The organism is Marivirga sp. (genome assembly GCF_051117495.1).
Taxonomy (GTDB): Bacteria; Bacteroidota; Bacteroidia; order Cytophagales; family Cyclobacteriaceae; genus Marivirga.
On the sequence record NZ_JBNPEF010000004.1, the window covers coordinates 320,431 to 340,512 of the forward strand.

Here is a 20,082-nt window from a genome sequence, read left to right on the forward strand (position 1 = left end):
ATTAAGTTTTCCGTCTCAGATTCTAAAAAAATAAATCAATTGTAAAAACACTGAAAACGGAAAACTACATTCATAGATTTAAGATGCCACCTTTAGATTTCTAGATTTTATAACTTCTTCAAGTGTATTCTCATCTGAAAACTGTTCTATTGTGAACCCCTCCTCTACCACAACAGATTTCTTTTTTAGGTTTGAGGCCGCAACTTTAGATAAAATTTCCTTGGGATCTAATAACTGAGCATGAAATAACTTTTTGCCCTTTAAATGTTTTAATAATCCCGGGAATAAATTGTCAACAATCCACTTCTGAGCCTCCAAGGATATGATGCTCATTCTCCGGATATCTGCTACTACTACAGTGGTATTTAATTGTTTGAATGCTTCCAACAAATTACTGTTGATTTCAATGAACTCATCGAGATTTTTAACTTTTGAATGATACTGAAGAAATAGTGCATTCAATTTTTCATCCCAAAAAACACTTGCCGTTGGTGTTTCATAAAATACTCTTGATTTTTCCATACTACTTTTTTTATGCTAAAAATAGTATTATTTATTAATATTCAAATATTATATTGTGATTATTATTGTTTGAAATAGTGATTTTTGAGTTAATTCGTGCCATTGAGTAATAAAATAGAACTCATTTTTAATCATAAACCCAATTCAACTTCAGTATTACATTGAAGAATTTAAATATTAGGCATAAAAGCCTATTTTTTCTCAATTATTTGATTTAACTTTTGTTTTCAAAATCAAATTACCGTGGAAAACACTAAAAAAAAGCAATCTGTCGAGAATCAGGTAGTTGAAAAAGAATATCGAACAAGCCAAAATTTCTATAAAAGTGACTTAATCATTCAAGATTATCTGAAAAGGAAAGTAAGCATTAAGGGTTTAGATTACATGACCTCTAAACTTAATAAAACCGGAGAAGATGCAGCCCAAAAAATGGATGTACTTTCCTTAGATGCTGATAAAAATGGGCCTCAATTAATAAAAAGGAATTTCTTTGGGGAGAATATAGACGAGGTTAAATTTCATCCTTCCTATCAAGAATTGATGGAAATCGCCATTGATTCTGAAATGTTTAGGGTGAAGTGGGAGCCAAATCTTAGGGAAATGTTTAAGCAAGAACGACACAGTTTAGGTTTTGCTTCGGGTTATCTCTATGCCATGAGCGAATTGGGGCAATATTGCCCCCTTTGCATGACGGACGGAGTAGCTCGATTAATCGATTTGCACTGCTCAGAAGAAGATAAAAAGCGATTACTTCCTCATATTTATACTACAGAATTGGAAGAATTTTTCACAGGAGCCATGTTTTTGACTGAAAAGTCCGGAGGCTCTGATGTAGGAAGAAATTTAGTGAAAGCAGAAAAGCAAGAGGATGAAACTTACCTTTTGAGTGGTGAGAAATGGTTTTGTAGTAATGTGAATGCAGAATTGATTTTTGCTTTAGCCAGAACGGATGAAAGCAAAGAAGGCACTCGAGGACTTTCTATATTTTTGATTGAAAAACATTTGCCTGATGGAAGCAAAAATAAATTACCCATTGTAAGGCTAAAGGATAAATTGGGAGTTCGCTCTATGGCCAGTGCCGAATGTGTTTTAGACGGCACGGTAGGCAAACTGATAGGAGATGAATTCAATGGTTTTAAAATTATGACCGATATGATTAATCTTTCCCGACTATACAATTCTATAGCAGCACTATCGGGAGCGAGACGCGCTTTGGTGGAAGCCTACAATTTTAATCTTTATAGAAGAAGCTTTGGTAAAACTGCTATTGAACATACCTTAATTAAAGAAAAACTATTTGAAATAGGAAGTTTAAATGTAGCCAATTTTTATTTGACTTGGAGAGCAATAGAAGCTTTGGATAAAGCCGATAATGGAGACGAATCAGCCAGTAGGCAGACAGAGAATGAAAAGCACTTGGGTAGATTACTAACTCCAATGGTGAAAAAATGGTCAGCAGAAAAAGCTGTTTACATCACCAGAGAAAGCATGGAACTCATGGGTGGAATCGGCTATATTGAAGATGGTGTTGTTCCCAAAATCATGCGGGATGTGATGGTTTTACCTATTTGGGAAGGAGCTGGCAACATCATGACTTTGGATATGTTAAGGGCCAGTTTTAAAGCTGAAGGCTTGAAAGTGATGATGCAAGAAATCCAAAAAGCATTAGGAAAAAATAAAGCTTATGATGATTTGATATTGGAACATTTAAAAGTGCTTGAGTCCAAAACAAAGACCTTATTTAAAATGGAGCAAGAGGAACTGGAATTGCATGCCAAATATTTTTTCGAAAAATTGACCACGCTTTATCAATTAAGCCTGATTTTGAAAAATACAGATGAGCGTAATAAAGCTTGGATGGGGCCAACGGCTGAATTTTTGAAATCAAAGCTGGAAAAGGATGAAAATCTTAAAGTAAGGACTGTGGAGGATATAAAAGGATTGATGGCTTGGGAAATATAATATCATCTATATTTGGAAAATGATTATTGATTCTGAATGTAATACCGTCTATTTTTCAGAGAAGCTTAAAGCAAATTTTCCAGAGGAGTTCAATCGAATTCTGGAAGCTTTGGCTCCTTTCGATTATATTAAAGTAAAACTACTAAAAGGAACCAAAGATGAGTGGGCTAGGGATTATATGCCGATCCAAACCGCTGATAAGCGTCTAATAAAATTCCGATATCAACCCAGTTATGAACCCAGAGCCAATTGGACTTCTCCAAAGAACGTAATTAAAGCCAATAATCTAAAAACTCATTTCTCAGAACACAACATTAATCTGGATGGTGGTAATGTGGTGAAATGGAAGGACAAAGTCATCATAACAGACCGAGTGGTTCAAGAAAATCATATTTATCGGAACGATCACAATTTATTGTATGAAAGGATTGAACAAGATTTACAAACAGAGGTTATCATCATTAAGGCGCATGAGGAAAAGCACGATATGGTAGGTCATGCAGATGGGATGTTACGGTTTGTCAATGAAAATACTCTGATTGGTAATCGCTTAAGTAATGAGTATAAACCCATTAGAAAAAGTATTGAGGGGGTTTTGGAAAAATATAGCTTCAATTATATTGATTTACCCTTTTTTGAAGATAAATCCAGTAACCATTATTCTGCCATAGGGGTATATGTCAATTTTTTGGAAATTGCAGATGTTATTTTGTTTCCGATTTTTGATCACCCTAAGCAAAAGAATGATGAAGCATTAAATATCATGAAAGACACTTTTACTGATCGAAAAATTATTCCAATCAATATAGATGCAGTGGGAAAACATGGTGGATTGATGAATTGTATCAGTTGGTGTTTAAAGGAGTGATTTTTTGTTTCATTGGAAATGTATATCCAACTTTCAGCCCTAAAGTAACATGTAAAATGAGCATCTCCCCCTCAAATAGATGCGGTTGAGGAATCCATTCAACAAATATATTTCTATCATCCCTTGGATTTACCACATCGGTATAAGAAATAGTTCTTTTTACAAAACCAAGGCCTCCATAAAAATCAAAATTTAATCGCTTCAGTGCCATTGCATTAAAACCTCCTTTTAAATGGAAGCCCGTTTTTCGTTTCATAAATCGGGCACTTTCATAAGAGGTTCCATTTTTAATATCCTCCTTTTGATATTCGCCTGACTCTAAATAGTCGTTCATTTCAGCAAAAAGGAATTCAATTGCTCCATATAGGAAGTAGTCTTTCCTAGTTAATGCCAAATATTTTATTTCAGGTCTGATTTCAACATAAGAGTAATCTTTCCCCCATTGCAAATTCCTTAGCCACCATTGGTTCAGCTGACTATTTCCATATCCGATATCAATGCCGTAACCGAAATTGTTTTTGGCTATATATTCCAATCCAATTCTATATCTGGGATTATCACCAAAAAGGGAAAGAGGCATTGCCTTTAAATTCAGAATATGGCTGATCTTAGCATTTTCTTGAGAATAGGTTTGGTTCAGTAAAATTAATGTGAAGAATGAGATTAATAATATTTGCTTCATTGAGATCTGAAATATAAACTGAATAATTTAATCGATTGGCAACAGATAAAAGGGCTTCATAAGATTATCCTCATCAATAAATAGTTAAACTTTTTCATTCTCTCTTGTCCTCCCAAATTAATTTTTCATCAGTTTTCAAATCATGAAAATCTGAGCATTGTCCATCTCCATTTCCGCTTAGCCCACCATCGGGTGAACATAATAAGTTACATTCCGCATCATATAGTGAACTGGCAATATCACAACATCTCGATGGAAAGTAATACACTGTTTGTCCTTCGTATTGATAACTGTAAATTTTTGCTGGCGGATTCCAAACATCACCTTTTGCGATATCCTCAATTTGATCCTTAATGCATTCCGGAGTATTAATTAAAATATCTTCTTTTTCACAACTTATAAAAAGGACTGCCATACTGATAAAAACTGTCAATTTTTTCATGATTTTATTATTACCTCCTCTGCATAAGCATCTAATATCTTATCGAAAATAAGGATTTATGCCTTATAAGGATTTATGCCTTATTTTATACTAATCTAATTCATAGACACCCAAATTATTAAAAAGGACTAAAGCATATGATTTATTTTTGCTAATCCCATCTTTTCAAAATCAGCTCCTCATGAAATCTTGCTGTGGTGGATTCAAAAACTTTATCGTGAAATTAGCGATGTTCACTCGCAAACCCTTGATTATAAGCAGCTTCATCCTTTGGAGGATGGATTATAAGATCCCAAATTATTGTCATGTGAATATTAAAAGTGATGGTTAAATTCTTGCTAAAATAGGTTTAAATATTTAAGTGATATCAATGATATTATCCCATTCTTTTTTAATGATTTCATATATGAAGTTTTTACGAATAGGTTCCCCATAATAAGCCACTTCTATTTCCCCTGTTTTAATGGCACCTAATTTATTCATAGCTTTTTGGGAAGGTATATTATTGGAACCAACATGGAAAATAACCTTATCTACATATTTAAAAGCATGGTTTAGCATCAATGATTTCAAAGCCCTATTGTAGCCTTTACCCCAATATTTCTTGGCCAAAAACGTATATCCAATGTGAACAGCACTTTCTTTTGAATTAAAATCATAAAACCTTGAGCTACCAATCGCTTCTTTATTTTGACCTTGTATTAAAAAAGCTCCTCCTGATTCCATCGCACCCTTGAAAAAGTTTTGAAAAACTGCTCGTTCAAATCGATTTCTATTAGGATGTTGAGCCCAAATGTCTGGGTCTGACGCCACAGAATAAAGAAATTCGAAATCAGAATTTTTTAATGGAACCAAGCGTATAAGGTCATTATTCAAGTTCTTAGGCTGTAATTCAAAATAGCTAGATGACATCTCTATAAAGTGGAATTAATAAAATATTTTCAGTGAATACGTATTTGATGAAAATCCGATCAAAAAATCGATTTTTTAATTTTAGTAGGATCTTACTACCCAAAATTTGAATACTTTAGATTAAATTGTCTTGTATTATATGTATATTTAGTTAAATAATCCATATAAACTATGGGAGAACATAATGTAAATTCAAGTTTAAGCCATGAATTAAGAGCAGAATTTATTGAGCATTTGCTGACAGATATTAAGTCGCTCGAAACCATGCTTGATCAGGGACTAATTGAAGATGATATTACAAGAATAGGTGCCGAACAGGAATTTTGTTTGATAACTGACAACTGGCGGCCTTCAAAGAAATCTGTCGAGATATTAGAAGCCATCAATGACTCCCATTTCACAACGGAACTTGCACGATACAACTTGGAAATCAATCTTGATCCTTTAGAATTAAAAGAAAAATGCTTCAGTGATTATGAAAAATCCTTAAATTTTCACCTTTCTCAAGCCGCTAAAATCGCTGAAAAATATGGTGATCGAGTTCTTTTAACTGGTATTCTTCCCACCATTTCCAAGAATGAATTGGAAATGGAATATATGACGCCTAGCCCAAGATATTACGCACTTAATGATATGATAAAGGCGCAGCGCGGCAAAGATATTGACCTCCATATCAGAGGAATAGATGAGCTATCTCTTATACACGACTCTGTTTTATTTGAAGCCTGCAATACCAGCTTTCAGATGCACTTACAAATTGCCCCACAAGATTTTATCTCAAGCTACAACTGGGCACAAGCCATTTCTGGTCCATTATTGAGTGTATGTTGCAATTCTCCCTTATTGCTAGGTCGTGAATTATGGAGCGAAACTCGTATTGCACTTTTTCAACAAAGCATTGATACCAGAAGCTCATCTTTTGCATTGAAAGAACAGTTGGCAAGAGTTTCTTTTGGAAATTCCTGGGCTTCCGGTTCCATAGCTGAAATATTTAAAGATGATATAGCAAGACATAAAATACTCATTGCTAAAGAAATTGATAATAATTCGCTAGAGGAACTATCACAAGGCAGAATTCCAAAACTACAGGCCTTGAATCTCCATAATGGCACCGTATATCATTGGAATAGGTGTTGCTATGGAGTAGGAAATGGTAAAGCGCATGTCCGTATTGAAAATCGTTATATTCCGGCCGGACCTACAGTGAAAGATGAAATTGCAAATTTTGCTTTTTGGATAGGGATGATGATGGGAAGGCCAAAAGAGTTTGACGATATGGCTAAAGTAATGGAGTTTAGAGATGTAAAATCCAATTTTATAAAGGCTGCCCGCACCGGTAAGGAGTCTGTCATGAGATGGAAAGGAGAACAATATTCCGCCAGAAAACTTATCACTAAATATCTTTTACCCATAGCCTATGAGGGGTTGAAGAAAGCAAAAATTGCTGAGGAAGACATAGACAAATACCTTGGAATTATTGAAGAAAGAACCGCTAAAGAAACAGCTTCACAATGGTGCATCCGAAACTATCGAAAACTCAAACAAACTCATAAAAAGGATGATGCTTTGCTAATGCTGACCAAAGCTATTTATAAAAATCAAAATGAAAATATCATCTCACATGAATGGCCAGAAGTTGATCCTACATTAGAGGCTCATGAAGCTTCTTATTTGGCGGGGCATATCATGAGCACCGAGCTTTTTACTGTCACAGAAAATGACCTGGCCGATCTGGCAACAAGTGTGATGCTATGGAAAAATATTCATCATCTTCCCGTAGAAAATAAAAAAGGGGAGCTCTGCGGTTTACTCACATGGTCACATTTAGAGCGCTATAAAAAAGAAATTGGTCATACTGAAGGATTATTGGTTTCGGAAATTATGACAAAAGACCTTATCACCGTCAGACCAGAAACCACCATCAAAAACGCACTAGATTTAATGAAAAGAAATTCTATCGGATGTGTTCCGGTAATCCATGATCGCCACCTTGTTGGAATCATAACCATTAATGATATAATTCCTTATAACAATGACCAAGGTTTATAGTAAAGCACTTAATCAGACAATTAATATTGAACGCTTTATTGGTAAGCTCAAAAGTAAAAGCAACGGACCTTCTATGATTTTAACAGCAGGTATTCATGGCAATGAGCCTGCAGGAATTTTCGCCTTAAATCAATTGATGGAGTTTCTCAAAACCAATAATATTAAAATTCAGGGCAACCTATATGCAATAGCCGGTAATCTTCCAGCTCTGGAAAATGGAGAGCGATTTCACCAACAAGACTTGAATCGCCTTTGGACAAATGAGAGAATGCTTCAACTCCAGAAAGGAAAATTAGAGATTAATGATAAAGATATCGCTGAACTAATAAATTTAAATGAATGTATAAATGATATTTTATCGCAAGACACAGGCCCCTTTTATTTTCTAGATCTCCATACTACTTCCAGCGAAACAATGCCTTTTGTAGTAATGAATGACAGCTTGCTTAATAGAAAGTTCACCGACCAGTATCCGCTTCCCACCATTTTAGGAATAGAAGAATATTTAGAGGGACCCTTACTAAGCTATATTAATGAGTTGGGGTATGTAGCTTTTGGTTTTGAAGCAGGTCAGCATGATGACAACTCCTCCATTCAAAATCATTTTGCCTTTAGTATTTTATCGCTCGTTTTTGCCGGTCTTATTGATAAAAATGCTGTAGATTTCAATAAATACTACGCAACGTTGGCAAAAAACACCATGAACACACGTGACTTTTACGAGATTTTATATCGTTATAAAATAAAACCGGGAGAGGACTTCCAGATGATCCCGGGCTATGTAAATTTCGAATTAATAGAGAAAGGTCAGCAGTTGGCTATTAGCAATAAAAAGCCCATATACGCTGATTCTCAAGCACGAATATTTATGCCGCTCTATCAAGCTCAGGGCTCTGAAGGTTTCTTTGCCATACAAAGAGTATCGAAATTTGCCCTAAAATTATCTGCCATACTTCGTAAAATCAGACTTGACCGGATACTCCCTCTTTTACCTGGAGTATCATGGAGCGAAGGATCGGCACTTCGTGTCAATCGCAAAATCGCACGCTTCTTTACCAAGGATTTCTTTCATCTCCTTGGGTACAGAAGCAAGCGATTAGATAAAAACTTTTACTTGATGCGAAATAGGGAATTAGCTTCCCGTGAAGATGAGTATAAGGATGAAAGTTGGTACTCAAACAATTAGAAGAATGATAAGATTACTTATCCTTAATGAAAGAGGAATGCTTTTTAATTTCCGCTAGCTACTAATACAACAATCACTTACCAATATAATAAATAATTTGATAACTTCTTCTTTCTTGGTTTATGGGATTTTAACCCATAATTTGCAGAAAAAATTGATATGAAAAATCTACTTGGCTTTATAACATTGCTCATTTTCGTAATTTCTTGCAAACCTTCGGATAGATCTTTCTTAACCAAAGCACAGGTTTACCCAGAAAACTACGAGATGTTAGCTACCGACACTTTTCGAGTGATGACATGGAATGTAGAGCATTTTGTAGATCTGTATGACAACCCCTATGTGAACAATAAAAGAGAAAATAATCCTGATACCGCAGTACTAGAGAAGAAATTCAAACTATTTGCTGAAGCATTAAAAAAGGCAGATGCGGATGTGGTAGTGTTGCAGGAAATTGAGCATATTCAGTTAGCCAAGAAATTATCCGAAGACCTTTTTCCAGAGTTGAACTACCGTTTTTTTGCTGATGCTGCAAGTATCAATTGGTATCAGAATGTGGTAGTGATGAGCCGACTGCCTTTGGGCGTGATGTACAGCTATGGATCAGTTCATTCTCCAGTGGCTTATACCGATGAAGAAGGAAAGGATCAATACGAAACACAAAGCAGGATTAACACAAGGCTATGGACGATCGAAGTAATGGCTGATCAAGATTACAATTTTTATCTAACAGGAGCTCATCTGAAAGCTGGAAGAGGGGAGCGTGACGTAGCCATGCGTCTTGGGCAGATTGCTTTGCTAAAAGAACAGTATGCTCGAATCTATAATGAGCATAAAAATGCCAATATAATTGTTGCTGGCGATTTAAACAGCTATCCTGACAGCCGTGAGATCCAGTCTTTTGAAGAAAAGGTAGAAGGAATTTCTTTTATCGACCCCCTTCCGTTAGATGTGATGACACATACTGCTGATGATCCAAAACGCAGACTTGATTACCTATTGGTCAATGAAAATATGATTCCTGAGCTGGTAAAAGGTTCATTAAAGGTGCCAATGCTACTTAATACTGAGGAGATGCGTACGGTAAGCGATCATTTACCCGTGATAGCAGATTTTGTAGCTTCTGAAAAGAGGTGAAGTATAAAAGAATTTTTTCCTAGGAGCGTAGCTAATCCAACCTTCTCAAAATCAGCTCATGATGAAATCTTCTTCGTGGAAAATCATATTCCTTTTTATCATAAGAGGTGATGTATTCGCTGATTATTTTATTGTAAAACACTTCATCCTCAGGAGGATAAACCTCATGCCAGCGACTTGAAATCATATCTCCATAATCTTCTTTTATTCGACTTAAATGAGCGGAAGCAGATCGATTGGTTTCAAAAATTGGCATAATCTCATCACATTTGTCCAAGTATTTTTCAGGATTTATATCAATGGCTTGAAGGCTAAAAGATAACTTTTCTTTAAACGCTTTAAGAAAATCAGGGTGGGTCTTTTTTGAATAACGGAAAATAAAAAATGTGAATTTAGTTAAGGGATTAGCAATTACTAAATAGCGTTCACGCTGGATGAAAAATACATCTACATACCAAATTAAAAGTGGGTCAATCTGTTCTTTTACAGGCTCATTTTTATCATAAATATTTTTGCCTAAGTATCGTTGGACTTTCTTTGATTGATATAAATGAATAGACATAAGTTCTAAATCTCTTGATTTGAATCTAAAGATTTTATTTTATTAACTTTTTTTAGGCTTCAATTGCTCAAAAAATATCTTTCCGACTCTTTTTATATGTTCTAACAAATCAGGGTTATTGATTTGGTGGTAAATGGAAATGTCAAATTTATAAGGTAGAAGCAGTTCATCAATTTCATTTTCTAATTGAGCTAAATCTTCAAATTTCATATCCCTTCCAATCAAAACTAAATCAATATCGGACCCATTTCGGTAGTTGCCTTTTGCTCTACTCCCATAAAGAATTGCTTTTTCTATTCTAGGATTTTTGTTAAGACACACTTTAATTTTTTCAATGGTATTATTTTCTAAACCGAAAGCCATTTCATTATTATATATTGGATTGATTCCCTGATTTCAATTCTTCCATCTTTAGTTGAAAATCTTTGAAAAGGACAAAATATTTTTCTTTAATATTTGTAGCTATAGCTTCCGCAATATCATCATTGTAAGTATGCGAGGTTTCATTCCTACTTTTAATCATCTCCATCCATCCTTCACCGTCTGTTATTAGTTCTAGTTGAAATGCCTCTCTGGTGGCATCTTTGGAACCATAAATTTTTGTATTACCCTTTCCTTGAATAAAATCTTTTAGCGTCTTCCAGGCTAATTCGTGTGTATATTCAAACGATTGAATCAAACCCTGTTCTTCTAAATCAGAAAGTTCACGTTCATAGCTAAGTTCTACAGCTTTTTCTAACTGCAAAAAAGCTTTATTGAAATTTGAAAAGCGCTGAATCCAACGTATATCTTGGTTTTCCATATAATTTAAAACACCTCTTTTTTAGTATTAATTAAGTTTGTGAACTAAAAAAACTAATATTCGATGACCTATCTTAGTATATCCGAAATATAAGAATTTAAATCATAAGGAGTCCAAATGAACTCTGAATCCTTATTTCTAAATTTTTTATCTAGCCTAATTATCTTTTCACAACTGAATTTCGATCCCTACTTCTGGATGATAGTTCAGAAGAAGCTACGCAGCCTTTTAACTCCAATATTTCTTTTGAAATTTCGAAAGGGGCATCACTTTTATCAGCTTCTTTAGAGATCAAGCCCCTTACAAATTCAGAACGGCTCATATTGGCATTTTTAGCTAATTTGTCCAATAATTTCCTGTTAAGTGAAAGTGTGATTTTTTCGGTTCTCATTTTATTCTATTTTGGTGGTATAATGTAAAACGAATATACCATTTTTGCTTAAATTGAAATCCGGTTAAACTTAAACTAGGGTAGAAAGTATAGATTTTTCTGATTCCCCTACTTCCCGATACAAAACTTCGAAAAAATATTAGCCAACAAATCATCAGTAGTAATCTCCCCTGTGATCTCACCTAAGAATCGCAAGGCATGCCGAATGTCCAGCGCAAGAAAATCTCCTGTGATATTGTCACCTAATCCTCTAAGTACCGCATTTAAGCTGTTTTGGGTTTGTACCAGATTATCATAATGGCGGATGTTGGTCACTACTGTGTCTCCTGTTTTGAAATTATCGAGATTTACGGTTTCTACTAGCTTTGTTTTTAAGGCTTCCAAGCCTTCTTTATTGATGGCAGAAATGAAGAGTGTGTTTTTATCTTTCTTCATTTCATTATAAAGATCTTGCTGTGCTTCATCCAGCTTGTTCCCTACCTTTATAAAGGGAATCCCCAAATTCTCCAGCATATTGATATCTCTGTTGACTTCGGTTAAAGTATCATTCTTCAAGTCGAACATATAGATAATCAGAGAAGCCTGCTTCATTTTATCCTTTGTTCGCTGTACGCCTATGGCCTCTACTTTATCTTCGGTATCTCGTAAACCTGCTGTATCGATAAATCGGAAAACCATTCCTTCCAAATTGATTTCATCTTCTATGAAATCTCGGGTAGTTCCTGCTATATCGGAAACAATGGCTTTTTCTTCATTTAAAAGCGCATTTAACAAAGTCGATTTACCAGTATTGGGTTTTCCGGCTATGACGGTTGGTACTCCATTTTTGATCACATTCCCTAAATCAAAGCTGCTCACTAAAGCGGTAATTACGCTTAACAACTGATTGACAAGCTTTTTCAAATCGTCTCGATCGGCAAATTCTACATCTTCTTCACCGAAATCTAATTCCAGTTCTATCATACTGGCAAAATGAATCAGTTCTGCTCTGAGTTGCTTAATTTGTTCTGAGAACCCTCCGCGCATTTGATTCAGGGCCGCTTTATGAGATGCTTCTGTATCGGCATTAATTAAATCAGCTACGGCTTCAGCTTGTGCCAAATCAAATTGACCATTCAAAAAGGCTCTTTGGGTGAATTCTCCTGCTTTTGCTAAGCGAACTCCTTTAGTTAAAAATAATTTAATCAATTTTTGAACGATATAAGGCGAACCATGGCAGGAAATTTCCACTACATTTTCTTTGGTGAAAGAATGTGGAGCAATAAACAATGTGGCTACTACTTCATCTATGATTTCACCCTCCTCATTACGGATAGTGCCAAAATGAGCGGTATGGCTTTTTTGATTTAAAAGATTCTTACCCTTGAATACACTATTGGTAATTGTGATGGCATCTTCTCCCGAAAGACGAATGACAGCAATCGCCCCAACCCCGGGAGCTGTAGATAATGCAATAATGGTTTCCTTCAACTGATCTAACATCTTGCAAATTTCATGAATAATTGGCGATTATAAAACGGAAATCTAGATTATAGCTTAATATTCAGTTTTCCATCTTTTTTTCGCTTAACAACTGATTATCTGTTAATCAACATCATTTGCTGATATTTTAATCAAAGATTAAAATCATTAGATTCCCACCTTCGTGGGAATGACGCACAGAAAAAATCAAGTGCGGTAATTTAAGATTAAAACTTTTCCAAAGTTCAGTGATTTTAAAGCAAATCAATGGTTGGTGGCACACCAACTATCTAAAAATCAGTTAATAACCTAAGAAGCTTTTAAACTCAATAACAAATGTTTTATATCAAGGCAATTCCTCTCCTTTCGCTGCTGAATATAAAGCATACCAATCTTCTTTTTCCATGGTTTTAGTCTCCACTTTTAAAGCTTCTTCCAATCTTTCTGGTTTTGAAGTCCCCAATACTGGTATGATGCCAGAAGGATGTTTTTTCAAAAAAAGCAACATCAATTGAGCAGTATTCAATTCGTATTTCTCGCTTAGATTTTTCAATGTGGTATTGAGTTCTTGCTCAGATTTTGAATTTCCTTTATGCATAAAATGCCCGCCACCCAGTGGGGACCAAGCGGTTGGTCTGATATTTTTCATCAATAACTGGTCTAAACTGCCGTCTTCAAATGGGTCCAAATGACTCAAGGAAGCTTCAATCTGATGCGTTACCAAAGGAAAAACTGAATTTATCATTTCGAATTGAGAGGTTGTGAAATTTGAAACCCCAAAAAAACGCACTTTTCCATCATCCTTTAATTTCTCGAAAGTCTCCGCTATTTCATTGGGGTTCATCAAAAAATCAGGGCGATGTAGCAATAATACATCAATATAATCAGTACGAAGATTTCGAAGGGAATTCTCTACAGATTGAAGAATGTATTGTTCACCTGAATCATAAGATTTTAATTTATTCTTAGGACGATTTTCGGCCGGCATTCTAATACCGCATTTAGTAGTGATTTGCATTTCCTCACGTAAATAAGGCTTTTCCTTTAATGCCTTTCCGAAATCAGCTTCAGTTGTATAATCTCCATAAATATCGGCATGGTCAAAGTCCTTTAAACCTATGGCAATGGATTCCTCAATAAAATTGATCCATTGTTTAGTATTGAAATTTTCACCCCACTTCCCTAATCGCATGGTGCCAACTAAGTAAGGAGAAAATTCTATTGAATTTTTGGATAAGCTTGTTTGTCTCATTAGATATATAAAATAAAACTAAAATTTACATAAATATTTCAATATCACATATCCTAATTTAAACTTCTTCGTTAGCTTGCACATAGATTCAATTTTGAGATGAAGTTAAACGAACAATCAACCACCAATAAGTTATTATTAGTACTGGTAATACCTGTCATTTTCTACAGCCTACAGTTATTATCCTTTATATTCATTCCTTTAATGTTTGCCATTTTCATAGCATTATTATTTACCCCCATGATGCGATGGATGAAAAAAAGAAAAGTTCCTCAATTTATTGCTTTAGGAACCGTAATACTGATTTTGGCATTTACAGGCTTTTCGGGCTTTAAAATTGTTCAAATGTCCGGCAAGCAAATTGAAGAAGGTAAATCCGAAATTTTCAAGAAATTAGACAATAAGGTTGAGCAGGTAGTCACACCATTTGCTGAAACTTTGGGTTTAGATCAATCCAATGGCGAAAGCACCATAAAAGGCTTATTAAAAAGTGATAAAATAGAGCAATTTATATTAGACAATTTTACGATAACCATATCCTTTATTCAAAGCACAGTAGTCAACATACTGATGACACTCTTCTTTTTAATGCTCTTATTGGCAGGTTCCCTTAATTTTAAGGACATTTTGCAGAGTACACTCTTTACAGGAGGAACCCAATCCGTAAAAACATTTATGAAAGTGGAAAGAAGTGTGTCCGATTTCCTAAAAGTAAAAATATTTGTCAGTTTATTAACTGGCATTGCATTTGGAATAATAGCCTGGTCTTTAGGCATAAGTTTCCCACTTTTTTGGGGCCTATTGGCTTTTGTCATCAACTTTGTGCAGATGGTAGGTTCTGTTGTCTCAACTGTTTTGGTAATGATTTTTGCTTTTATAGAAATTGAAAGCCCCGGCACCCTACTCTTGGCCGCCATTCTTTTTACAGGTGCTCAAGTTTTATTTGGTGCTGTTTTAGAGCCTATTTTTATGGGAAGGTCATTTTCCATTAATATTATTGTGGTATTGGTAATGCTAATGTTCTGGGGATTTATATGGGGAGTACCCGGCTTGATTTTATCCATTCCATTGACAGTACTTTTTAAAACCATATTGAATGAATTTGAAGGAGGTAAAAAGTTTGCCAAGTTGATGTCTTAAGTAATCGGTTTTAATTTATATAAAGCAAGCCTCTAAGAGTTTATTAAGAGCATTGCTAATCCTTTTTGACCTTATTTTCTAATTGCCTCAATATTTTTTGTATTTTCAATCAAACTATTTCAACATAAGAAAATACCATGACCAAAAATAAGGTGCTTAAAAGAACCGGTATTATTTTTATAAGTAGCTTTATTTTGCTATTTATCAGTTGGCAACTGCTTAAGGAATTGAAAATAAAAACCTTTGTGGTAGATTCATTACAAACTGAACTCAATAATTATTTTGAGGACTCGGTAAAACTTGTGATTGAAGACATTTCATTTAATTTTTTTGAAAAACAAATATTACTTGAAAAGATCAATGTAAATCTAATTGCCAATCAAATAGACACCCTAGCTAGCATGGAAATACCCAATCTCAATATTTCTTGGGATAACTATAGGGAAACATTCAATAATCAATTTTATCAATTCAATACCTTAGAATTGATAAATGCAAAGATTTTACTCCCCATTGACTTCAGTAAAATTAAAAGAACAAAGGCTTCCAAACCATCTTTTGAGGGTGAATTTGAATTAGATATAAAGGAATTCAATATGAAAGATGGTGATTTATTATTTTATGATGAACGCAACAAAAAATCAGGAAGAATAAAAGCTAAATACTATTTAACTGCCAAAAACATTCATTTTCAGAAAGACAAAATACTAAATGATTTTCAGGATGTGGCCGAGGAAATAATCTTAGAATTCAACGAATTAACTTATTTTCTGAAAGATGACTTACATAAGATTGACATTGAGAAATTGACTTTTGATTTATTCAAGCAACACATATCCTTAAGCTCCACGCATTACCGACCTGTTTATTCCCCTGAAAAGTTTGCTAAACTAAAAGGAGAGGAGGCTAATTATATTGATATTTTATTAGATTCCATTCAATTAAAAGATATAAGATGGCAAGGTGACAGTATGATAAGCATAAATTCTATTTTGACAAAAGATATTATATTACAAGTTTTTAAAGATAAAAATTATCCATTACCGGATGATCGATTTGTTCCAATTCTGATTAATCTCTTAAAAGAAAGTGAAATTTCCATTGACGTTAGGTCATTAATAGTGGATAATATGGACCTGACTTATACTGAAATTCCTGAAGGCAGTAAAGAAAAAGGAGTGGTAATATTGAATAATATTAATGGGGAAATTACTAATATTACCAACCGGTCGGACAGTATTATTAAAAATGGAAAGTACCTCGCAATAAAGGCCGATGCAGACTTCTATGGAGAAGGAAGATTAGATGCCGATATTCAATATGATTTAACTTCTCGATACGGATATTTTAAAGTTTATGGAAGCTTACAACCCATGGAAATAGGGGCTTTTAATAGCTATTTAGCCAAATCATATCCTATTGAAATCAGTTCTGGAAGAGTGGATGAATTATTCTTTAGCTATTCGGGGGGAAATAGGGCCGTAAGCGGTGAAATGGAATTCAAATATTCAGATTTTAAAATTAAATTCCATAAGGTATTGAATGAAGAAGAAAAGGGAGATAAAGCACTAAGTTGGTTGGCAAATGTGGCCTTATCTCAAAAAAACCCACGAAATAATGGTAAATATAGAGTAGGTAGAATAGAATTTAAGAGAGACACCCGGAAGTCCATGTTTAGTTATTGGTCCAACAGTCTGGTGTCAGGATTTCAATCTACTTTAGGATTAGAAAAGCCAGCAAGAGTTGAAAAACTTGAGCAGGATAAAGACGACAGAAACCTTTGGCAAAAAATAGGTATCGGAAAGGAGGATGAAAGTGAATAAGTGGAAATTCATTTTTTTATTGATTGGGTTTGGTGTAATTGCAGTATTCAGTAATTCTCTATTTTTTACAGAAGAAAATAGTCATAAGATTACAAGAATTAATGGCTTTAATTTAGTCGCACCTCCACAAGCATTTCAAATCGATTCGCTTCAAAAAGTAAAAGATATGGGCGCAAAATGGGTGGCGATTGTACCCTATGCTTTTTGTAATGCACAATCAGCTGAAATTATTTTTGACCACCCCAGACAATGGTGGGGAGAAAAACCAGAAGGAGTTAAAGAAACCATTCAAATGGCCAAATTATTGAACTTGAAAGTGATGATAAAACCTCACCTTTGGGTAGGAGGCCAAGGTTGGGCCGGAGATTTGGAATTTGAGTCTGATAGTCTTTGGAATGTTTTCGAGCAACAATATTCAAAATACATTGATAACTACATTGAAATAGCTGAAGCTATGGAGGTGGAATTATTTTGCCTTGGAACTGAAATCAGAAGATCTACGCAATTAAGGGATAAATTCTGGAGTAAACTCATTTCAAATAGCAGGAAGAATTTTAGCGGAAAACTAACTTACGCGGCCAATTGGGATGAATATGATAAAATTGAATTTTGGGATAAACTAGATTATATAGGAATAGATGCTTATTTCCCATTGAGCAATGAAAAGTCAGTCAATAAAAAGGACTTGATAAGCTCCTGGCAACATCCAAAGGATGAAATGCAAAAGGTCTCGGAAAAATTTCAAAAAACAGTTTTATTTACAGAATATGGTTATGAAAGTATTGATTACAATACCAAAGGGCATTGGCAATTATCAAAAGACAGTTTGGACATAAATTTTGATAATCAAATAATTGCATTTGAGGCCTTATATGAATCCATGCGCTCAGAAGACTGGTGGCAGGGTGGCTTTATCTGGAAGTGGCACCTCAACAGAAATGGGCTCAACAATAGAAATATTAAGGCATATACTCCACAGGACAAACCTGCTTTAAATATTATTAAGAATGAATTCAATCATAATTTTTAAGTCAACAGCATTATGAAAATATCATTTCAAAACGCATTTTTTACGCTTGCATTTATCGCCATTTTGATAGCATTTTTAGTAGTGGCAAAATCCATTTTAATTCCGCTGGGAATTGCACTGCTATTGGCATTCATTTTATTTCCAGTTCATAAAAAATTTATGAGCTGGGGAATAGGAAATATCCTAGCTGCATTTTTTTCCATCTTATTATTAATTATCATCATTGGGGGAGGAATCACCTTCTTTTCTGCAGAAATCATAGCTTTGTCTGATGAAATCAGCAATTTTGGAAAGAAACTCACCAAGCTTTCTACCGATGTGATTGTGTTTGTGAATAAAAATGTGAGTCTAGTGGATGATCTGGAAAAAGATCAATTGTTAAAAGATCTGAAATCTTGGTTCAAAGATTCTGCAGGCAGTCTATTAGGTGGCACATTCAATAGTACGGCCAATTTCTTTACTGGCTTAGTCACGGTCATTATTTATATGTTCTTATTCCTGATTTATCATAAGGGTTTAGTTAGGGCTTTTATGAAATTTTCTCCTGAAGATAAGAAACAACAGTTTTTCAAAATGCTAAAGAGCGTTCAACAAGTGGGACAAAAATATCTTTCCGGTATGTTAATCTTAATCATCATACTAGGATTTGCCAATAGTATCGGCTTATGGATTATTGGAATCGACAGCCCATTCCTATTTGGTTTTTTGGCGGCTTCTCTTTCCATTATTCCTTATATCGGAACCACTTTGGGTGCCACAATTCCCGTTTTATATGCATTTATGTCACATGATTCACTCTTTATGCCACTAGCAGTAGCCATTCTTTTTTGGGCAGTTCAATTAATTGAGAGCAACTTTTTAAGTCCTAAAGTAGTGGGCAATAGCGTGAATGTAAATGCCTTTGCCGCTATACTAAGTTTGATTATAGGTGCGTCTATTTGGGGTGTTGCGGGCATGGTTTTATTCCTTCCGTTTGCTGCCATGTTAAAAGTAATTTGCGAAGAGTATGAGCCACTCAAACCTTTAGCGCTCTTAATTGGTAATTCTAATTTTCAGGATAGTGAGGGAAATAAAAAAGGGATATTTAAGAGGTTAAAGGAGAAATTTAAGAAAAATTAAAATAATAGTTTATGGGGATATTTTGCTGTCATAAGGCACAGAAATACACAGAAAAGGAGTTAGTGTATTCTACTTAATACTTAAAAACATCAAGACCTCAATACTTTTACACTTACTTCTTCACCCTACTAGGATTATCATTAATGAAAGCCTTCCAGCTTTTAGGACCGCTAGCAGTTTTACCCCCCTGAAAATGATGACATATGGCTACTCCCAAAGCATCTGTAGCATCCAGTAATTTGGGGATTTCTTTGATACCTAATAAGGTTTTGAGCATTTCGGCCACTTGTTCTTTGGAAGCATTTCCATTGCCCGTAACTGACATTTTTACTTTTTTAGGTGCGTATTCTGTAATAGGCAAATCTTTATTAAGTGCAGCCGCCATGGCTACCCCTTGTGCCCTGCCCAATTTCAACATTGATTGTACATTCTTTCCATAAAAAGGAGCCTCAAAAGCTACTTCATCTGGATTATAATCAATGATTAAGCTTGTTACCCTTTCGAAAATCTTGCGAAGTTTGATTTCATGATTGGCATATTTGGACAAGTGAATGACCCCATATTGCAACATTGTCATTTTATTGCCGGTGATTTGAATCACTCCATAACCCATTACGGTGGTTCCCGGGTCAAGCCCTAATATGATTTTATCACTTGGCATATATTTTAATTCTTTATTTTTTTTAAACACTCCTTTTTAGAGCTCACAGAAGGTATAGAAATTCACTAAAAGTTTATATCA

20 protein-coding genes are annotated in these 20,082 nt (G+C 34.7%); 9 read left to right on the forward strand and 11 right to left on the reverse strand.

Annotated features, from left to right (window positions below; all coding sequences use genetic code 11):
* Window positions 1-78: 78 nt before the first annotated feature.
* A complete protein-coding gene (locus ACFE0M_RS02560; protein WP_434544167.1) occupies window positions 79-522 on the reverse strand; it encodes a hypothetical protein in 444 nt (147 codons plus the stop codon).
* A gap of 243 nt (window positions 523-765) precedes the next feature.
* Here ACFE0M_RS02560 and ACFE0M_RS02565 point away from each other — a divergent pair, with 243 nt between their 5' ends.
* Both ACFE0M_RS02565 and ACFE0M_RS02570 read left to right on the forward strand, forming a co-directional pair.
* Window positions 766-2,484 (forward strand): acyl-CoA dehydrogenase family protein, encoded by a 1,719-nt coding sequence (locus ACFE0M_RS02565; RefSeq protein WP_434544168.1) that lies wholly within the window; start codon window positions 766-768, stop codon window positions 2,482-2,484.
* 19 nt (window positions 2,485-2,503) lie between these two features.
* Entirely contained in the window at window positions 2,504-3,352 is an 849-nt protein-coding gene (locus tag ACFE0M_RS02570; RefSeq protein WP_434544169.1) for an agmatine deiminase family protein, read from the forward strand.
* Here ACFE0M_RS02570 and ACFE0M_RS02575 read toward each other — a convergent pair.
* From ACFE0M_RS02575 to ACFE0M_RS02585, 3 genes are all read right to left on the reverse strand, one after another.
* A complete protein-coding gene (locus ACFE0M_RS02575; RefSeq protein WP_434544170.1) occupies window positions 3,330-4,034 on the reverse strand; it encodes a hypothetical protein in 705 nt (234 codons plus the stop codon). The genes ACFE0M_RS02570 and ACFE0M_RS02575 overlap by 23 nt on opposite strands.
* A 94-nt stretch (window positions 4,035-4,128) precedes the next feature.
* A complete protein-coding gene (locus ACFE0M_RS02580; protein WP_434544171.1) occupies window positions 4,129-4,476 on the reverse strand; it encodes a DUF6970 domain-containing protein in 348 nt (115 codons plus the stop codon).
* A 357-nt stretch (window positions 4,477-4,833) separates the two neighbouring features.
* The gene (locus ACFE0M_RS02585; RefSeq protein WP_434544172.1) at window positions 4,834-5,388 is read right to left on the reverse strand and encodes a GNAT family N-acetyltransferase; all 555 of its coding nucleotides are present in this window, start codon (window positions 5,386-5,388) and stop codon (window positions 4,834-4,836) included.
* 171 nt (window positions 5,389-5,559) lie between these two features.
* Between ACFE0M_RS02585 and ACFE0M_RS02590 the strand changes: the two genes are divergently transcribed.
* The 3 genes from ACFE0M_RS02590 to ACFE0M_RS02600 all read left to right on the forward strand — a co-directional run bounded on the left by ACFE0M_RS02590 (window position 5,560) and on the right by ACFE0M_RS02600 (window position 9,760).
* Entirely contained in the window at window positions 5,560-7,437 is a 1,878-nt protein-coding gene (locus tag ACFE0M_RS02590) for a CBS domain-containing protein (protein WP_434544173.1), read from the forward strand.
* On the forward strand, window positions 7,421-8,623 hold the full coding sequence (locus ACFE0M_RS02595) for a succinylglutamate desuccinylase/aspartoacylase family protein (protein WP_434544174.1): 1,203 nt from the start codon (window positions 7,421-7,423) through the stop codon (window positions 8,621-8,623). Before ACFE0M_RS02590 ends, ACFE0M_RS02595 begins: the two co-directional genes overlap by 17 nt.
* 159 nt (window positions 8,624-8,782) lie before the next feature.
* Window positions 8,783-9,760 (forward strand): endonuclease/exonuclease/phosphatase family protein, encoded by a 978-nt coding sequence (locus ACFE0M_RS02600; protein WP_434544175.1) that lies wholly within the window; start codon window positions 8,783-8,785, stop codon window positions 9,758-9,760.
* A 31-nt stretch (window positions 9,761-9,791) separates the two neighbouring features.
* Here the strand turns inward: ACFE0M_RS02600 and ACFE0M_RS02605 are convergent, their stop codons facing one another.
* From ACFE0M_RS02605 to ACFE0M_RS02630, 6 genes are all read right to left on the reverse strand, one after another.
* Window positions 9,792-10,322 carry a DUF6933 domain-containing protein gene (locus tag ACFE0M_RS02605; RefSeq protein ID WP_434544176.1) on the reverse strand — a complete coding sequence of 177 codons (531 nt, stop codon included), beginning with the start codon at window positions 10,320-10,322 and terminating at the stop codon, window positions 9,792-9,794.
* Window positions 10,323-10,364: 42 nt separating this feature from the next.
* Window positions 10,365-10,685, reverse strand: coding sequence for a nucleotidyltransferase domain-containing protein (locus tag ACFE0M_RS02610; protein ID WP_434544177.1), 321 nt, complete (start codon window positions 10,683-10,685; stop codon window positions 10,365-10,367).
* A gap of 7 nt (window positions 10,686-10,692) precedes the next feature.
* Window positions 10,693-11,124, reverse strand: coding sequence for a nucleotidyltransferase substrate binding protein (locus tag ACFE0M_RS02615; RefSeq protein ID WP_434544178.1), 432 nt, complete (start codon window positions 11,122-11,124; stop codon window positions 10,693-10,695).
* Window positions 11,125-11,284: 160 nt separating this feature from the next.
* Window positions 11,285-11,515 carry a hypothetical protein gene (locus tag ACFE0M_RS02620; protein ID WP_434544179.1) on the reverse strand — a complete coding sequence of 77 codons (231 nt, stop codon included), beginning with the start codon at window positions 11,513-11,515 and terminating at the stop codon, window positions 11,285-11,287.
* A gap of 108 nt (window positions 11,516-11,623) precedes the next feature.
* Window positions 11,624-12,997: a tRNA uridine-5-carboxymethylaminomethyl(34) synthesis GTPase MnmE gene (gene mnmE / locus ACFE0M_RS02625; RefSeq protein ID WP_434544180.1), complete on the reverse strand. Its 1,374-nt coding sequence runs from the start codon at window positions 12,995-12,997 to the stop codon at window positions 11,624-11,626.
* A 325-nt stretch (window positions 12,998-13,322) separates the two neighbouring features.
* Window positions 13,323-14,228, reverse strand: coding sequence for an aldo/keto reductase (locus tag ACFE0M_RS02630; RefSeq protein WP_434544181.1), 906 nt, complete (start codon window positions 14,226-14,228; stop codon window positions 13,323-13,325).
* 99 nt (window positions 14,229-14,327) lie between these two features.
* On the opposite strand from ACFE0M_RS02630, the gene ACFE0M_RS02635 reads away from it, so the two are divergent.
* The 4 genes from ACFE0M_RS02635 (at window position 14,328) to ACFE0M_RS02650 (ending at window position 19,340) form a co-directional block, all read left to right on the forward strand.
* Complete coding sequence (locus ACFE0M_RS02635) at window positions 14,328-15,368, forward strand: AI-2E family transporter (RefSeq protein WP_434544182.1); 1,041 nt, start codon at window positions 14,328-14,330, stop codon at window positions 15,366-15,368.
* Between the two features lie 137 nt (window positions 15,369-15,505).
* Window positions 15,506-17,191 (forward strand): hypothetical protein, encoded by a 1,686-nt coding sequence (locus tag ACFE0M_RS02640; protein WP_434544183.1) that lies wholly within the window; start codon window positions 15,506-15,508, stop codon window positions 17,189-17,191.
* Window positions 17,178-18,221 carry a glycoside hydrolase family 113 gene (locus ACFE0M_RS02645; protein ID WP_434544184.1) on the forward strand — a complete coding sequence of 348 codons (1,044 nt, stop codon included), beginning with the start codon at window positions 17,178-17,180 and terminating at the stop codon, window positions 18,219-18,221. Before ACFE0M_RS02640 ends, ACFE0M_RS02645 begins: the two co-directional genes overlap by 14 nt.
* A gap of 12 nt (window positions 18,222-18,233) precedes the next feature.
* Complete coding sequence (locus ACFE0M_RS02650) at window positions 18,234-19,340, forward strand: AI-2E family transporter (RefSeq protein ID WP_434544185.1); 1,107 nt, start codon at window positions 18,234-18,236, stop codon at window positions 19,338-19,340.
* A 112-nt stretch (window positions 19,341-19,452) separates the two neighbouring features.
* Here the strand turns inward: ACFE0M_RS02650 and ruvC are convergent, their stop codons facing one another.
* Window positions 19,453-20,001 (reverse strand): crossover junction endodeoxyribonuclease RuvC, encoded by a 549-nt coding sequence (gene ruvC, locus ACFE0M_RS02655; protein WP_434544186.1) that lies wholly within the window; start codon window positions 19,999-20,001, stop codon window positions 19,453-19,455.
* Window positions 20,002-20,082: the final 81 nt, after the last annotated feature.

What these genes read in the sequence shown, in the direction of transcription:
- ACFE0M_RS02600 (WP_434544175.1), top strand. Translation starts at nt 8,783, where the DNA reads ATGAAAAATCTACTTGGCTTTATAACATTGCTCATTTTCGTAATTTCT.
- ACFE0M_RS02595 (WP_434544174.1), top strand. Translation starts at nt 7,421, where the DNA reads ATGACCAAGGTTTATAGTAAAGCACTTAATCAGACAATTAATATTGAA.
- ACFE0M_RS02610 (WP_434544177.1), bottom strand. Translation starts at nt 10,685, where the DNA reads ATGGCTTTCGGTTTAGAAAATAATACCATTGAAAAAATTAAAGTGTGT.
- ACFE0M_RS02645 (WP_434544184.1), top strand. Translation starts at nt 17,178, where the DNA reads ATGAAAGTGAATAAGTGGAAATTCATTTTTTTATTGATTGGGTTTGGT.
- ACFE0M_RS02630 (WP_434544181.1), bottom strand. Translation starts at nt 14,228, where the DNA reads ATGAGACAAACAAGCTTATCCAAAAATTCAATAGAATTTTCTCCTTAC.
- ACFE0M_RS02585 (WP_434544172.1), bottom strand. Translation starts at nt 5,388, where the DNA reads ATGTCATCTAGCTATTTTGAATTACAGCCTAAGAACTTGAATAATGAC.
- ACFE0M_RS02615 (WP_434544178.1), bottom strand. Translation starts at nt 11,124, where the DNA reads ATGGAAAACCAAGATATACGTTGGATTCAGCGCTTTTCAAATTTCAAT.
- ACFE0M_RS02605 (WP_434544176.1), bottom strand. Translation starts at nt 10,322, where the DNA reads ATGTCTATTCATTTATATCAATCAAAGAAAGTCCAACGATACTTAGGC.
- ACFE0M_RS02575 (WP_434544170.1), bottom strand. Translation starts at nt 4,034, where the DNA reads ATGAAGCAAATATTATTAATCTCATTCTTCACATTAATTTTACTGAAC.
- ACFE0M_RS02560 (WP_434544167.1), bottom strand. Translation starts at nt 522, where the DNA reads ATGGAAAAATCAAGAGTATTTTATGAAACACCAACGGCAAGTGTTTTT.
- ACFE0M_RS02640 (WP_434544183.1), top strand. Translation starts at nt 15,506, where the DNA reads ATGACCAAAAATAAGGTGCTTAAAAGAACCGGTATTATTTTTATAAGT.
- ACFE0M_RS02570 (WP_434544169.1), top strand. Translation starts at nt 2,504, where the DNA reads ATGATTATTGATTCTGAATGTAATACCGTCTATTTTTCAGAGAAGCTT.
- ACFE0M_RS02635 (WP_434544182.1), top strand. Translation starts at nt 14,328, where the DNA reads ATGAAGTTAAACGAACAATCAACCACCAATAAGTTATTATTAGTACTG.
- mnmE (WP_434544180.1), bottom strand. Translation starts at nt 12,997, where the DNA reads ATGTTAGATCAGTTGAAGGAAACCATTATTGCATTATCTACAGCTCCC.
- ACFE0M_RS02650 (WP_434544185.1), top strand. Translation starts at nt 18,234, where the DNA reads ATGAAAATATCATTTCAAAACGCATTTTTTACGCTTGCATTTATCGCC.
- ACFE0M_RS02590 (WP_434544173.1), top strand. Translation starts at nt 5,560, where the DNA reads ATGGGAGAACATAATGTAAATTCAAGTTTAAGCCATGAATTAAGAGCA.
- ACFE0M_RS02620 (WP_434544179.1), bottom strand. Translation starts at nt 11,515, where the DNA reads ATGAGAACCGAAAAAATCACACTTTCACTTAACAGGAAATTATTGGAC.
- ruvC (WP_434544186.1), bottom strand. Translation starts at nt 20,001, where the DNA reads ATGCCAAGTGATAAAATCATATTAGGGCTTGACCCGGGAACCACCGTA.
- ACFE0M_RS02580 (WP_434544171.1), bottom strand. Translation starts at nt 4,476, where the DNA reads ATGAAAAAATTGACAGTTTTTATCAGTATGGCAGTCCTTTTTATAAGT.